Source organism: Natrononativus amylolyticus (assembly GCF_024362525.1).
Lineage (GTDB): Archaea > Halobacteriota > Halobacteria > Halobacteriales > Natrialbaceae > Natrononativus > Natrononativus amylolyticus.
On the sequence record NZ_CP101458.1, the window covers coordinates 2,052,086 to 2,066,009 of the forward strand.

Below are 13,924 nucleotides of genomic sequence, written 5' to 3' on the forward strand. Positions count from 1 at the left end.
CGGGAACGACCGTCTGGACTGCGGCCGCGTTTCGAATTTTTCGACGAGCACCCGATCGGAGTCGGTGACGTAACTCTCGAGAAAATATTTACCGCCCCGGCGAGAGACGAAGCCGTGCGACTTCGCCACGAGCCGGTCGACGGCACCGCCGACGTCCTCGCCACCGACGTCGAGTTCGCGGACTCGCTGTGGAGTCAGACGCGCGGGCTCATGTTCCGCGAGTCGTTTCCGCCCGGCGCCGCGCTCGCGTTTCCGTTCGGCCGGGCGAAAACCAGGGACGTCCACATGCTGTTCGTCAGGTTCCCGATCGACGTCGTCTGGGCCGTCGGAGAGGTCGTCCAGCGCGTCGAGCGGCTGCGCCCCTGGCGGGGCTACGCGCGCGAGCGGGCGGACCTGATCGTCGAGTTGCCCGCGGGCGCGGCGGCCGACGTGTCGGAGGGCGACCGGGTCGTCCTCGAGTCGCCTCCCTAACCGACGACGACCCGCCCGTCCTCGACGGCGATCTCGAGCAGGCTCGTCACCTCGTGGGAGAGCTCCTCGCGCTCGACGTCGGTCCGCTCGAGGACGACGACCACGGCCGCGATCTCGGCGCCGATTTCCTCTAAGGCGGCACAGACGCCCCGGAGCGTGTTCCCCGAGGAGAGCACGTCGTCGACGACCACTACCCGCTCGCCGGGGGCGACCCCGTTTACGTACAGTTCGCTCTCGCCGTAGCCGGTCTCCTGGTGGACGGCGACCTCGCCGTCGAAGCCGTAGGCGCGCTTGCGGACCACGACGAACGGCAAATCCGTCTCGAGCGAGAGCGCCGTCGCGTGGTGGATCCCCATCGCCTCGGGCGCGACCAGCTTGTCGACGGACTCGAGGTCCACCCGCTCGGTGATCCCGTCGGCGACCGACCGGAGCACGTCGGGTTCGACCAGCGGAATCCCGTCGGTGACGCCGTGAACGAAGTAGTGGTAGCCGTCGCGGTCGACGACGGGTGCCTCGCGGAGCGCCTGCCGGAGTGTCTCCATGGCCCCGCTTCCACGACTCGAGGAATCACTCTTTCGCCGAACGGATGGTGGCAATATTTCACCCCATCGCCGCGGTTAACCCCACCCGCCCTCACGGTGGGAGTACACATGGCACGACAGCCCCCTGTGGAGGATAGAGGAAGTCGCCGCGAGGCGGCTGGCCGGGAAATTCTGCGGTGATGAAACCACGCTGACACCGACCCCGCTCCACATCGACGACGACCGAACGGTACGACTTCTCGATACGACGCTCAGAGACGGCGAGCAAGCGCCGGGTGTCTCGCTGTCGCCCGACGAGAAGGTCGACGTCGCCCGCGCGCTCGAGCGCGTCGGCGTCGACACGATCGAAGCCGGCAGCGCCTGTACGGGCGCCGGCGAGCGCGCGGCGATCTCGCGCGTGACCGACCTCGACCTCGCGGCCCGCGTGACGAGTTTCTGTCGCGCGGTTCGCGACGACGTCGACCTCGCGCTCGAGTGCGACGTCGACGGCGTCCACCTCGTGGTTCCCGCGAGCGACCGCCACGTCGAGGGAAAGGTCGGCACGACCCGCGAGGACGTCCTCGAGACGACGGCCGAACTCGTCGCCTACGCGACCGACCACGACCTCTGGGTCGAGGTCATCGGCGAGGACGGCTCCCGCGCGGAGCTCGACTACCTCGAGGCGGTGATGGCGACGGCGCTCGAGGCGGGCGCGGACCGGACCTGCTTCGCCGACACCGTCGGTCACACGGGTCCCGAACGGACCCGCGAGGCGGTGAGCCGACTCGCTGCCCTCGGACCCGTCAGCGCCCACACCCACGACGACCTCGGACTCGGCGTCACCAACGCCCTGGCCGCGGTGTCGGCGGGTGCCGATCTGGTCCACTGTACCGTCAACGGACTCGGCGAGCGCGCGGGCAACGTCGCCCTGGAGGAGGTCGCGATCGCCCTTTCGCACGTCTACGGCGTCGAGACGGTCGACCTCGAGGGGCTGTACGACCTCGCACAGCTCGTCTCGCGGGCGACCGGCGTCGCACTGCCGCCGAACAAGGCCGTCGTCGGCGAGAACGCCTTCACCCACGAGAGCGGCATTCACACAGACGGGACGCTCAAAGACGACAAAATGTACGAACCCTACCCGCCGGAGACCGTCGGCCGAGAGCGACGGCTCGCCCTCGGCAAGCACACGGGTCGCGCCGGAGTCCGGGCGGCCCTCGAGGAACACGACGTCGAGGCGACTCCCGACGAGGTCGCCACGATCGCGACCCGGGTGACGGAACTGGGCGATCGCGGCCGCCGGGTCACGGACGCCGACCTGCTCGCCGTCGCCGCGGACGTCACCGGCGACGAGCGCGAGCGGACCGTCGACTTGCTCGACCTCACGGCGACCAGCGGCGGCCCCGTTCCCACGGCGAGCGTCAGACTCGACGTTCGCGGCGAAGAGCGCGTCGCCAGCGGCACCGGCTCGGGGCCGGTCGACGCTGCCGTTTCGGCCGTCCGAACCGCCCTGGGGTCGTCGGCTGACGCCCACCTCGAGTCCTACCGCGTCGACGCCGTCACCGGCGGCACCGACGCCGTCGTCACCGTCGAGGTGACCATGGTTCGCGGCGACCGCAGCGTCACCGTCGCCCGCAGCGAGGCCGACATCACCCGCGCGAGCGTCGAGGCGATGGTCGACGCGCTCGACCGGCTGCTCGAAGCCGACCGGCGCCGGCGCGCACCCGCGGACGACTGACGGTCAGCCGTCGCCCTCGAGGGCGGCCTCGATCGCCTCGCCGATATCGTCTGGGTTCGCGTTCGGCGAATAGCTCGTCCCGTCGATCGCCACCTGCGGCACCACCGAGATCGGGATCTCCTCGACGTGGGTCATCGTCTCGCGGAGCTGTTCTTCGAACGCCCCGCTGTCGATCGTGCGCGCGAACTGTTCGTGGTTCTCGATCCCCGCCTCGGCGCCCAGCTGACGGAGCCGATCGGTGCTCGCCCAGCCGTCGTGGTCGGGGTCCATGTTGACGTAGTGGTACTCGAAGAACGACCAGAAGGCGTCGGGTTGTGCGTACCACGTGGCGAGACCCGCACGCGCGGCGCGCCGTCCGTCGTCTCCGTGCAGCGGCCCGCCGTCCCTGTAGGCGACCCCGTGGTACTCGAGGTCGATCTCGCCGTCGCGAACGGCCTCGCCGAGCAGCGCGTCGAACCCCACTTCGACGAAACGCTGGGTGTGTCGACACAACCAGCCACCGAAGAGCGTGACGCGCACGTCGGCGTCGCCCGTCCCCGCGATCGGGTACTGGTAGGAGCCGGGATCGTCCGGAATCGGAAGTCTCGCCAGAGCGCCGGCCGGCTCGTCGATCTCGTACCGATCGAGGTCGTCTTCCTCCGGCTCTTCACCCTCGTCCGGTTCGGATTCCTCGGAGTCCCGATCCTCGGCCGGTTCGTCGTCGGGTTCGGAGACCGCGTCGGTACCCCCGTCGTCGCTCTCGCCGGTCGACGCGGTCTCCGTCGGCTCCGCCCTCGGTTCGCTGGAGCCAGGCTCGTCCGTCGTCTCCCCCACGAACCCCGCACAGCCCGCGACCCCGCCGAGGAGCCCGACGCTACTCACCTGCAGTATCCGTCTCCGGGAGTGGTGCTCGCCCATGAACACCGACACCGGACACCCGTCGTTTACTATGATCTTTTTAAAAATATGTTACTGAATCAGTAAGTGGTGGAGGACGGACGGTTCGAGGCCCTCGACCGAAGGTGGCGCGCTCGAGGCGTCTGCCTCCCGGTCGGTTGCGCCCCACGTAGATTATCTTCGTGATAAGTGATCCAGTATAGATTATATTCTCGATAATAATGCCCCCGGAGACGGTCGCCTTCGCTAACAATGGACGATCGCACACTACGCCGGTCCCGGCCCTCGAGTCGGCGCCGCGTCCTCGCACTGACGGCGGCGTCGGTCGGTTCGCTCGCCGGCTGTCTCGGTTCGAGTACAGAGCCGGACGACGAGGAGTGGAACGCCAGTATCACGCCAGCGAGCGGCGACGACGACGCGACGGCGGACTCCACCGACGATGCCAGCGCCAGTGACGACGACGGTACCGACGACACCGGGGACACCGGATTCGACCAGTCGGCGGACAGGCAGTGGCACGACGAGCAGTACGCGGTCGACTACGACCACCCGGTCACGCAGGAACTCGGACGCGAGCCGACCCTCGGCGGCCACCCCGACGAAACCGGCGCGCTGATCGTCGAGTTCGACGACATCTCCTGTCGCGTCTGTGCCGAGTTCCACCGGGAAACGTTCCCCGCCCTGGCCTCGAACGTGATCGAACCCGGCCACGCGACCTACGTCGTCCGAAACTTCCCGCGAACCGAGGAGTGGGCGACCCCCGCGACGTACGCCCTCGAGTCGGTGTACGCCCGCGATACCGAGCGGTTCTGGGACCTGCGAGGGTACCTGTACGACCGGCTGAGCGACCTGCACACGGGGAACGTCCTCGAGGTCATCGAGGCGTACCTCGCCGACACCGACCTCGACGAGGCGGCGGTGCTCGAGGACGTCGAACGGGAGCAGTACGCCGAGACGATCGATCGAAACCTCGAAATCCGCCGGGAGACCGGCGTGTTCAACACGCCGACGTTCTTTCTGTTCATCGACGGCGAGTTCCAGACCAGACTGACTGGCCACCAGTCGGGCACCGTCTTCGAGCGAACCCTCGAGCTATAGTAGTCGGTGAACGTCATTGCACTCCCGGTCGAGAACGTGCGGCCAGCGCGTGCCCGCTGGCCGCTTCCGTGCGACCGGTGAGTAACTCGTTTCAACAACTACTATATAGCGCCGCGACCGCTTTCGAACGGTACAGGGAAACGACCTGTCGCTCCGGACGAGCGGTAGTAGGCCGGCGTTACGAGCCGACCGTCCCGGATCCGGCGGGAGACGGCCGGAAACCGTCGGTTATTGTGCGAGGCAATAGACTATTTTGACCGGGGTATCTCCCCCTTCTTCGAGCGTCCTATCAGTACTGAATATATAACAAATGTTGTGACACTCGCTTCGTCGTACTGCTTATGAGTAGTAATGAAAACTCAGGGCAGTCGAACGGTGATCGGACCGAATCACGTCGGGCGTACCTCCACAGACTCGGAGCAGTGGGTCTGCTCGCGGGCGTTGCGGGAGTCTCGGCGACGGGACGCGCAAGCGGAACGCCCGGCGTGACCGGCGCCCGCGGCGTGAGCGTGACGGACGCCGGGCGGACCCTCGTCGAGGACGTCTCGCGACTCGAGCTGGGCGAGGGTCTCGCCGGCATCGAGAACGGCGACAGTGTCCAGCTCCAGGCGACGCAGGCGGCCGTCGAATCGAACTCGAGTCCGAGCGTCGTCAACGTCCAGTCGGACCTCGGCGTCGAACCGGAGTCAGACGACGTCTGGGGTGCGATCTACGAGCACTACTCGTCGTTCCAGCCGACCCAGCGGTGTCACAAGTACGTCATCCCGTGCGGGACGTGGCACGTCGAGACCGATAGCATCCACCTGGACGCCCACGAGTACTTCGGCGTCGTCGGCGATCCGTACGCCGTACTCCGGGTCACCGACCCGGACGTCGACCTCCTCACGTTCGTCGGCAGCAGCGACGACTCGCTGCCACACGCCCAGCGAACGGAGATGAAGGACCTCCGAGTCGACATCCGGGGCGACGTCGACGCCGGAATCGGTCGGTGGTACACGTACGGCTACGGCCACGTCGAAAACGTCGAGATCCGCGGCCGCCGCGACAGACGGAACCCGGAGTACGGCGGCGACCGCCACACCCTGAAACTCAGCGCGATCCGCCCGGAGGCGACGAACGTGGCCCGAAACGTGCGGTTCAATCACGGCGATACCGCGTACTCGGAAGCGGCCGGCCCCGGTCACGCGATCCCATTCAGCGCGGAGCCACCCCATGTCGGAACGAACATCTGGGAGCGCTGCCAGGCGACCGGCTTCCTCGACAACGGGTTCTACGTGTCGACCAGCACCGGTCGAAACCTCATCGTCAGCTGCCTCGCGCGGAACAACGCCGGCGCGAACATCCGCCTCGGCCCGGACGACGTCGTCCTGAACTCGAGGATCGTGATGGACGCACAGCCCGAACAGCCGTGGACGGGGCTCTGGCTCCAGAACGGCGGCGGACAGAGCGTTATGGGTCTGCGCTGTGAGAGTACGATCCAGAAGAGCACCGAAATTCTGCGGTGTACGCAGGACGGGCCGGCCACGATCTCGGACCTTCACATCGAGGACGGCGGCAACGGCGGGCGGGCGATCCGCATCCAGACCAGCGGCGACGGCAGAACGGTCTTCGAGAACTGTTCGATCGTCGACCGCACGACCCCGACGGCCGCCGACTACGCGGTGTACGTCCGCTCCTCGCGGGTCACGTTCCGGGACTGCCGGTTCGACGTCGCGTCCCAGACCGGCGTCGATCGGAACGCGATCATCGTCCACAGCCCGAGCGCGCCGGTCGACCAGCTCACGATCGACGACTGCGAGATCAGCGCCGACGATGTCTCGCTGCGATTCGCACGGAACGGAGCGGATCACAACGTCACCGGGACGATCCTCCGCTCGAGGGTGACCAGCGACAGCGGAACGACCCTGTCGAGGGTGCTCTGGACCGGAAACCGACACTACAGTCCCGTCGCACTGAACGGGAGCCAGGACGACTGGCAGGGCGACTTCAACTGGGGAGTCGACCTCTGACCGGCGCCGTCAGCCGCGATCCGGTTCTCGAGCGGCCGGGGGGACGACACCGCACCGGGAGCGGCCCCACTCGACGCGCCGGTGCCGTCAGCGACGCGGCGTTTCGCCGCTCGCCGGCCCGGACGCGAACCCGACCATTTCTGCGATCGCCCGCCGTTTCAGTACCGCGAAGCCGGTGGCGACGAGGCCGAAGCCGACGAACGCCAGCGGGGAGATCGTCTCGCCGAGGACGAACACGCCGGCGACGGTCGCGACGACCGGCACGAGGTAGGCGACGAGCGCCGTCTCGAACGCGCCGTGTTCCTCGAGGATGGTGAAGTAGATGAAGAAGGCGACCGCCGTCGAGAACACCCCGAGGTAGATCACCGCTCCGATCGCCGTCGGGGCGGTGACGCCGTCGCCGGCCCCCTCGCCGAGGCCCAGACTCACGACGTGGAGGACGACGGCGCCGACGAGCATCGACCACCCCGTCAGCGAGACGCGCCCCATCGTCGGCGCCGCCCGCTGGACCACCACGCCGCCGAGTGCGACGCTGATCACCTGTCCGACGATGAGGAGGCGAGCGACCGTATCGCCCGCGAGCAGGTTGGCCGGGTCGGGCTGGATGACGAATCCGATGCCGAGGAAGCCGATGCCGACCCCGGCGGCGCCGACCGGCGAGAGGCGCTCGCCGAGCAGGACGAACGCCCACAGCGCCGTGAAGATCGGAACCAGCGCCGTGATGATCGCGGCAACGCCGCTCGGGACGGTCTGCTGGCCGATGAACAGCAGGCCGTTTCCGGCGACGAGAAACAGCCCGCCGCCGGCGATCGCGAGCAGGTTGTTGCGTCCGCGGGGCAGCCAGCCGCCGACGCGCCACGCCGCGAACGCCAGCAACAGAACCGCCGCGACGTCGTACCGGAAGGCCGCGAACAACACCGGCGGGAGGTACTCCAGACCGACCGCGATCGCCGGAAACGAGAGCCCCCACAGCACGGCGAGAAACAGAAACAGCGAGACCTCGAGCAGACGGGACACGCCTCGAGGTTGGGTCGTCGACCGCAAATTTCTGGCGGTTCCGGCGGTCTGCGACCGGGAATCGTGTGCGAACGGCGGGCGCCCACCCACCCCGGACGGTCGGAGAAAGGGCGTTACTCGCCGCCGACGGAGCTGTCGGTGACGGTGATTCCGACGTTCTCGAGGGTGATATCGACGCTACAGATCTCGTAGGTCGTGTCGCCGTACTCGAACGTCAGCCCGTCGCTCTGGAACGACAGGGAGTCGACGGTGTACGTTCGCTCGTCGATCTCGATCGACGGCAGCCCCTCGCCGGAGACGTCGGCGCCGTCGACGTGGACGTGGCGGTCTTCGATCGAGAGGTCGATACTGCCGACTTGCTCGACGGTCGACGCGCCGGTGTCGGCGACGGCGACCGTGGACAGCCCGCCCAGGGCGAGCGCGGCGACGAGGACCACTGCGAGTATCCGTGCGACTGAGCGCATGGTTCAGGACGCAACGGTGACAGTAATAAATCGATTTCTGTCCAGATATAGGGTCCGGGAATAGAGATCATCTCGACTACATAGCGGCCCCTGCCCGGTCGTCTGCTTGCGTCGGAGAGCGTACCGGAGAGACGTGGTAAAGGCCGAAAAGCCGTGAGAATTGCAGATCCTCGGCGCCGAGAGGGAGTTGTCGTCTACGCCGAGAGGGAGATTTGAACCACGGTCGTTTCGCTCACTGCGCTCGCTTCACTCCCTGGTTCAAATTCCCGACGTCGTTTACAGCGACCGAATAACTCGCGCCGCTACGCGTCGCTCGTCGGAGTTGGTCGCTGAAAAACGCCGAGAGGGAGATTTGAACTCCCGAGTCCGTGGGGACAGTAGATTTCGAATCTACCGCCTTGGCCGGGCTAGGCTATCTCGGCTCACCTCCACCTACCGGCGTCACGATTTTAGCCGTTTCGATTCTGCGCGCCGCGTGCGAACGGTCCCCGTCCGGGTCCGGCGAACCTGACAGCGGAACAGAAGAGATATGGCGCGAGGGGGAGACACCCCTCGCATGGATGTCACACAGGCGAACACCGAGTGCAACGCCGTCCTCGACGCGATCGGTGACGCCGTTATCTGCAACCGGGAGTTCCTCGAGACCGTTCTCCTCGGCGTCGTCGGCCGCGGCCACGTCCTCCTAGAGGACGTCCCCGGCACCGGAAAGACCCTGACCGCCCGCAGCGTCGCGAACGCGCTCGGACTCTCGTTCTCGCGGATTCAGTTCACCCCGGACCTGCTCCCCTCGGACGTCACCGGCACCCACGTCTTCAACGAACAGGACCGGGAGTTCGAGTTCAACGAGGGGCCGATCTTCGCCAACATCGTCCTCGCAGACGAGATCAACCGCGCGCCGCCGAAGACCCAGGCCGCCCTGCTCGAGGCGATGGAGGAGGGCCAGGTCACCGTCGACGGCGAGACGCGCATGCTCCCCCAGCCGTTTTTCGTCATCGCGACCCAGAACCCCGTCGAACAGGAGGGGACGTTCCCGCTGCCCGAGGCGCAGGTCGACCGCTTCCTCGTCAAGACCTCGATGGGCTACCCCGACGAGACCGGCGAAGTCGAACTCCTCCGGCGTCGCGCCGGCCGCGAGGAGATGAGCCCCACCGTCGAACGCGTGTTCGAGCCCGAACACGTCGCCGAACTCCGCCAGGTTCCCGAGACGATCCGCGTCGACGAGGACCTCATCGACTACGTCGTCGCGCTGTCCCGCGAGACCCGCACCGACGGCCGCGTCGAGGTCGGCGTCTCCCCGCGGGGCACCCAGCGGCTGTTCGAGGCCGCCCGCGCCTACGCGACCATTCGCGGCCGGGAGTACGTCACCCCCGACGACATCAAGCGCGTCGCCCACCCCGTGATGGCCCACCGACTCGTGCTCACCCCCGACGCGACCGTCAACGACGTCCAGAAGGACCAGGTCGTCGACACGGTTCTCGAGTCGGTTCCGGTGCCCACCGTCGAATAACTCACCCGGTGTTCTTCATCCCCGCGGCGATCCCCTTCACCGTCAGGCGCAGCGTCCGTTCTTCGATATCCGTTCGCTGGGTCCGACCGAGTAGCTGTACCTGCAACAGATTCAGCGGGTCGACGTAGGGGTTTCGCCGGGCCAGGTTCTCGCCGAGCCAGTCCCGCGTGTGGAGTTCGTCGCGCTCCCCGATCGTCGTCACCAGTTCGGCCGCCCGCTCGTGTTCCTCGCTGAGCCGCGGGAAGAACCGCTCGCGCAGGTCGTCCTCGGCCAGGTCGGCGTACTCGGCGGCGATCTCGAGTTCGGTTCGCGACAGCGACAGCGCGGCGTTGTCGAGTGTCGTCCGGAAGAACGGCCACTCCCCGTACATCTCCTGGAGCGTCTCCATCGATCCGTCGCCCTCCAGGTACTCGTCCACGCCAGCGGCCAGCGCGTACCACCCCGGCAGGATACACCGCGACTGCGTCCAAGAGAACACCCACGGGATCGCCCGCAGGTCCTCGACGGTGCGCTCGCCGCTGCGGGAGGCCGGTCTCGAGCCGAGATCGAGGTTCTCGATCACCGTGATGGGGGTCGCCTGCTCGAAGTAGCGGACGAAGCCGTCGCTCTCGAGCAGATCCCGGTACTCCCGGCGGGCGGCGTCGGCCATCGTCTCCATCGCCTCGAGCCACTCCTCGGGGACCTCCTCGCGGGGCTGCTCGATGGCCTGCTTTCGCGCCCGCAGCTGGGCGTTGAGCATCTGCTCGATGTTTCGCTCTGCGATCCGGGGATTGCCGTACTTCTCCGAGATGGCCTCGCCCTGCTCGGTGAACTTCACCTGGCCGGTCACCGTCGAGTTCGGCAGGGCGAGCAGCGCCTCGTTCATCGGTCCGCCGCCCCGCGAGATCGAGCCGCCGCGGCCGTGAAACAGCCGCATCGTCACGTCGTGGTCGTCACAGATCTCGGCGAGATGGCGCTGGTTCCTGTAGAGCGACCAGTTCGCCGCCAGGAAGCCGTTCTCCTTGTTCGAGTCGGAGTAGCCGAGCATGATCTCCTGGGTCCGCCCGCGGGCGGAGAGCGCCGCCGCGTAGGCCTCGTTCTCGAACAGCGCCCCCATGATCCGGCGTGCCCCCGAGAGGGCGTACTCCGTCTCGAGCAGCGGCACGACGTCGATGCCGCAGTGTTCGGGCAGCGAGACGACCCCCGCCTGGTCGGCGAGAAAGAGCACCTCGAGGGCGTGACTCGGCTCCTCGGTCATCGAGATGCAGTAGGTGTCGACGGCGGCGACGCCGTACTCGGCCTGCCAGTCGGCCAGGCTGTCGAACAGCGTCAACACGCGCGCGGCGTCCTCGGGGAGCCCCTCGGTGTCGGCGAGGTCGATCACCGGCTCGTCCTGCAGGACGGCGTCGGTCAGCAGGTCGGCCCGTTCGTCCTCCTCGAGCGCGCGGTAGTCGATCCCCTCGCGCTCGAGGGCGGCCGCGATGGCGTCGGTGTGTTTCTCCCGGTGGTCGCGCAGGTCGAGACTGGCGAGCGAGAAGCCGAACGTCTCGACCTGTCGGCGCAGCGGATCGACGTGGGCCTCGACGACCGTCTCCGCCCCGTTCTCTCGCAGGCTCTCGGCGATGGTCTCCAGATCCGCGAGCAGTTCGTCGGCGTTTCCGTAGCCGCCGGGGCGGACGTCACCCACCCGACGCAGGCGCTCGCGCATGAGCTTGAGCTTCTGGCGGTACGGCTCGCCCGGGTAGCGCTCGGCCGCAGCGCGGGCGCTTCCCTCGAGGCGCTGGCGGTCCGCCTCGAGGGCGTCCTCGAACGCCGGCCCTGGCGAGAGCCGGGCGCCGTCCTGGCTCAACACCCCCGAGAGGCGCTTGAGCTCCTCGCGGTAGCGCGAAAGGACCACCTCGCGCTGGCGCACGAGCGTGTTCGCGGTCACCTCGGGGGTGACGTACGGGTTGCCGTCGCGGTCGCTGCCGGCCCACGAGCGAAACTCGAGCAGTTTTGGCACCTCGAGCGAGCCCTCGACCGCCGCTTCGAGGGCGTCCTCGAGTTCGTCGTACACCTCGCCGACGACGTCGAACAGCGTGTTCTCTAAGTACCACTGGACGTTCCTGGCCTCGTCTTCGACCTCCGGCTGGCGCTTTCTGACCTGTCGGGTCTGCCAGAGGCTCGTCACCTCGGCGTCGACGTCGCGCCAGACCTGCGCCGCCTCCTTGTCGGTGAGCAGCCGCTCGTCGAGCGTCTCGAGGTGGGTCGCGATCGCGCGGAGCTTCGCCTTCACCGTCTTCCGGCGGGCCTCCGTCGGATGGGCGGTGAACGTCGGCTCGATCTGCACGTCCTCGAGGATCGACTCGACCGTCTCCGGATCGGTTTCCCCGAGTTCGGCGGCCGCCGCCTCGAGGCTGTCGGCGAGGCTGCCGTCCTGCGAGTCCCAGCGAATCGACCGGACCCGCTCGCGCTCCTCGGCGAGGTTGATCAGCTCGAAGTAGGTGGCGAACGCCCGCGCGACAACGCGCTGCTGGTGGGGCGACACCCGCGCGAGTTCGTCGACCAGCGACTCACGGGAGTCGATCTCGCCCGCGCGGTAGTCGATCGCGGTCGTCCGACACGATTCGACCGTCTCGAACGCCCGTCTCGAGGTCTGGGCCTCGAGGATCTCCCCGAGGAGCGCGCCCAGTTCCCGGACGTCCTGTCGAACGCCCCTGTTGTGCAATTCCATACCACAGGGCTACGCGCGCCAGCGCAAAAATCCCGGCACAGCGCGAATCTTTGCCGCCCTCATCGTCTTTCGTGAGAGTCTCACGGGCGTCGGGTCGACGATGGGGTACGAAAGCGGCGGCTCAGTTGTAGCCGCGCCACCGGTGGCCACACTCCGTACACTTGAAAAAGCGGGTGGGCGGCTCGTCGGCGGAGGCCGTCTGCTGGAGCGCGTAGTACGCCTTCTCGTTCTCACACTCGGGACACCGGACGTCGGAGGTCGTCGGCTTCCCCTCGACGTCCGTCTCCTCGCTCGTTTCGATGACGTCGTCGAATCGCTGTGAGTCCGTGCTGACGAACTCCGCTTCGGTCTCCCGATCGCGACCGCTGGTCGCCCCGCAGTCCTCGTCGGCACACACCATCCGGTCGCCGTCGGCTTTCATCATCGAGCCGCAGTCGTCGCAGAACTGCATACGCCCGCCTACGCGCTCGGAGCGCAAAAACGTCGGGGCACGGCGGTCGCCCGACGCGATCACAGCGCGCCGTCGCTCGCGACCGCCGTCAGGAGCACGTCTCCCTCGAGACCGTCGTCCTCGAGGGCCATCCTCGCCGCCTCTCGAGCCTCGGCCGCGTGGGTCTCGTCGGTGAGCCCGTAGACGACCGGTCCCCAAGAGGACTGGCCGACCCCGGAGACGACCGGACAGCCCTCGAGGGTGTCGACGATCGCTCCCGCGGGCGGTCGAAAGACCCCGCCCTGGGCGTCGGCGTACCAGGAGCCGTTCTTGCGGCCGATCTCGCCGATCGCGTCGCCGAAGGGCTCGAGACGACCCTCCGCCGCCGCCGGGAGCAGCTTTCGGGTTACGACGCCGGCGATCTCGTCGGAAACGGCGGGATCGGCGCGCTCGACGACGGTCCGCATGCTCGCGTCCTCGCCGTCGCCGTTGCGACCGGGTTCGGCGTCGGGGACCACGACGAGGAATCGCCAGTCGGCAGGCAGGTCGTGGCGGGCGACCACGGGCGGGACCGTCCAGTCGCCCGCCGCGGGCGGTTCGGTCGTGAACCGGCCCGTCGGGTGGCCGGCGTCGACGACGAACCCCCCCGACTCGAAGGTGGCGACGCCGACGCCGCTGCGCCCGCCCCGTCCGAGCCGCGGGGCTCGCTCGCGCACCCGCGCCTCGAGGCCGTAACACCGCGCCGTCGCGGCCAGGGTTGCGAGCGCGAGCTGGGTTCCGCTGCCGAGGCCGACGTGGCGGGGCAGGCGCTCCTCGAGCGAGAGGGAAACGCCGGGGACCCCGAGACAGTCGACGGCCCGCCTCGCGTACTCGCGGACGAGGGGGTCGTCGGCCTCGATTTCCTCGGCGCGCTCGGCGGAGACGGTCACTCGCGGCTCCTCGAGCCCGACGCCGATCCCGCCGTAGAGCCGTCGCCGGGCCAGCGAGAGGTTCTGAAAGCCGAAGTGGAGCCGTGCGCCGGCGCTGACCGTCACCATACCGGCAGTGGGCGGCCCGACCGCAAGGGGGTTTCGACGGTGGCCGGCGTTGCCACCGGTTTGCCCC

12 protein-coding genes and 1 tRNA gene are annotated in these 13,924 nt (G+C 68.2%); 5 read left to right on the plus strand and 8 right to left on the minus strand.

Features of this window, described 5'->3' with window-relative positions; translation table 11 throughout:
- The first annotated feature begins 114 nt into the window (after positions 1 to 114).
- Positions 115 to 471, plus strand: a complete 357-nt coding sequence (locus tag NMQ11_RS10835; protein WP_255168026.1) for a DUF192 domain-containing protein — start codon at positions 115 to 117, stop codon at positions 469 to 471.
- Here NMQ11_RS10835 and hpt read toward each other — a convergent pair.
- On the minus strand, positions 468 to 1,013 hold the full coding sequence (hpt, locus tag NMQ11_RS10840) for a hypoxanthine/guanine phosphoribosyltransferase (RefSeq protein WP_255168028.1): 546 nt from the start codon (positions 1,011 to 1,013) through the stop codon (positions 468 to 470). The genes NMQ11_RS10835 and hpt overlap by 4 nt on opposite strands.
- Before the next feature lie 190 nt (positions 1,014 to 1,203).
- Between hpt and NMQ11_RS10845 the strand changes: the two genes are divergently transcribed.
- Positions 1,204 to 2,727 carry a (R)-citramalate synthase gene (locus NMQ11_RS10845; RefSeq protein ID WP_255170887.1) on the plus strand — a complete coding sequence of 508 codons (1,524 nt, stop codon included), beginning with the start codon at positions 1,204 to 1,206 and terminating at the stop codon, positions 2,725 to 2,727.
- A gap of 3 nt (positions 2,728 to 2,730) precedes the next feature.
- Here the strand turns inward: NMQ11_RS10845 and NMQ11_RS10850 are convergent, their stop codons facing one another.
- Positions 2,731 to 3,624 (minus strand): DsbA family protein, encoded by an 894-nt coding sequence (locus NMQ11_RS10850; protein WP_255168029.1) that lies wholly within the window; start codon positions 3,622 to 3,624, stop codon positions 2,731 to 2,733.
- A gap of 231 nt (positions 3,625 to 3,855) precedes the next feature.
- On the opposite strand from NMQ11_RS10850, the gene NMQ11_RS10855 reads away from it, so the two are divergent.
- Entirely contained in the window at positions 3,856 to 4,701 is an 846-nt protein-coding gene (locus NMQ11_RS10855; protein WP_255168030.1) for a DsbA family protein, read from the plus strand.
- Positions 4,702 to 5,042: 341 nt separating this feature from the next.
- The gene (locus tag NMQ11_RS10860) at positions 5,043 to 6,710 is read left to right on the plus strand and encodes a right-handed parallel beta-helix repeat-containing protein (RefSeq protein WP_255168033.1); all 1,668 of its coding nucleotides are present in this window, start codon (positions 5,043 to 5,045) and stop codon (positions 6,708 to 6,710) included.
- Positions 6,711 to 6,797: 87 nt separating this feature from the next.
- Here NMQ11_RS10860 and NMQ11_RS10865 read toward each other — a convergent pair whose 3' ends face one another.
- The 3 genes from NMQ11_RS10865 to NMQ11_RS10875 all read right to left on the minus strand — a co-directional run bounded on the left by NMQ11_RS10865 (position 6,798) and on the right by NMQ11_RS10875 (position 8,613).
- Positions 6,798 to 7,727, minus strand: a complete 930-nt coding sequence (locus NMQ11_RS10865) for a DMT family transporter (protein ID WP_255168034.1) — start codon at positions 7,725 to 7,727, stop codon at positions 6,798 to 6,800.
- Positions 7,728 to 7,840: 113 nt separating this feature from the next.
- Positions 7,841 to 8,191 carry a hypothetical protein gene (locus NMQ11_RS10870; protein ID WP_255168036.1) on the minus strand — a complete coding sequence of 117 codons (351 nt, stop codon included), beginning with the start codon at positions 8,189 to 8,191 and terminating at the stop codon, positions 7,841 to 7,843.
- Positions 8,192 to 8,528: 337 nt separating this feature from the next.
- A tRNA-Ser gene (locus NMQ11_RS10875) sits at positions 8,529 to 8,613 on the minus strand.
- Positions 8,614 to 8,747: 134 nt separating this feature from the next.
- On the opposite strand from NMQ11_RS10875, the gene NMQ11_RS10880 reads away from it, so the two are divergent.
- Entirely contained in the window at positions 8,748 to 9,698 is a 951-nt protein-coding gene (locus NMQ11_RS10880) for an AAA family ATPase (RefSeq protein WP_255168037.1), read from the plus strand.
- A gap of 1 nt (position 9,699) precedes the next feature.
- Here the strand turns inward: NMQ11_RS10880 and ppc are convergent, their stop codons facing one another.
- From ppc to NMQ11_RS10895, 3 genes are all read right to left on the minus strand, one after another.
- Entirely contained in the window at positions 9,700 to 12,390 is a 2,691-nt protein-coding gene (gene ppc, locus NMQ11_RS10885) for a phosphoenolpyruvate carboxylase (protein WP_255168039.1), read from the minus strand.
- Positions 12,391 to 12,511: 121 nt separating this feature from the next.
- Positions 12,512 to 12,841, minus strand: coding sequence for a transcription factor S (locus tag NMQ11_RS10890; protein WP_255168040.1), 330 nt, complete (start codon positions 12,839 to 12,841; stop codon positions 12,512 to 12,514).
- Positions 12,842 to 12,900: 59 nt separating this feature from the next.
- On the minus strand, positions 12,901 to 13,857 hold the full coding sequence (locus NMQ11_RS10895; protein ID WP_255168041.1) for a beta-ribofuranosylaminobenzene 5'-phosphate synthase family protein: 957 nt from the start codon (positions 13,855 to 13,857) through the stop codon (positions 12,901 to 12,903).
- Positions 13,858 to 13,924 lie beyond the last annotated feature (67 nt).

Bases quoted from the DNA above. Each gene is read 5' to 3' on its own strand.
- ppc (WP_255168039.1), bottom strand. From the start codon at position 12,390: ATGGAATTGCACAACAGGGGCGTTCGACAGGACGTCCGGGAACTGGGC.
- NMQ11_RS10860 (WP_255168033.1), top strand. From the start codon at position 5,043: ATGAGTAGTAATGAAAACTCAGGGCAGTCGAACGGTGATCGGACCGAA.
- NMQ11_RS10890 (WP_255168040.1), bottom strand. From the start codon at position 12,841: ATGCAGTTCTGCGACGACTGCGGCTCGATGATGAAAGCCGACGGCGAC.
- NMQ11_RS10880 (WP_255168037.1), top strand. From the start codon at position 8,748: ATGGATGTCACACAGGCGAACACCGAGTGCAACGCCGTCCTCGACGCG.
- NMQ11_RS10855 (WP_255168030.1), top strand. From the start codon at position 3,856: ATGGACGATCGCACACTACGCCGGTCCCGGCCCTCGAGTCGGCGCCGC.
- NMQ11_RS10895 (WP_255168041.1), bottom strand. From the start codon at position 13,857: ATGGTGACGGTCAGCGCCGGCGCACGGCTCCACTTCGGCTTTCAGAAC.
- NMQ11_RS10870 (WP_255168036.1), bottom strand. From the start codon at position 8,191: ATGCGCTCAGTCGCACGGATACTCGCAGTGGTCCTCGTCGCCGCGCTC.
- NMQ11_RS10850 (WP_255168029.1), bottom strand. From the start codon at position 3,624: ATGGGCGAGCACCACTCCCGGAGACGGATACTGCAGGTGAGTAGCGTC.
- hpt (WP_255168028.1), bottom strand. From the start codon at position 1,013: ATGGAGACACTCCGGCAGGCGCTCCGCGAGGCACCCGTCGTCGACCGC.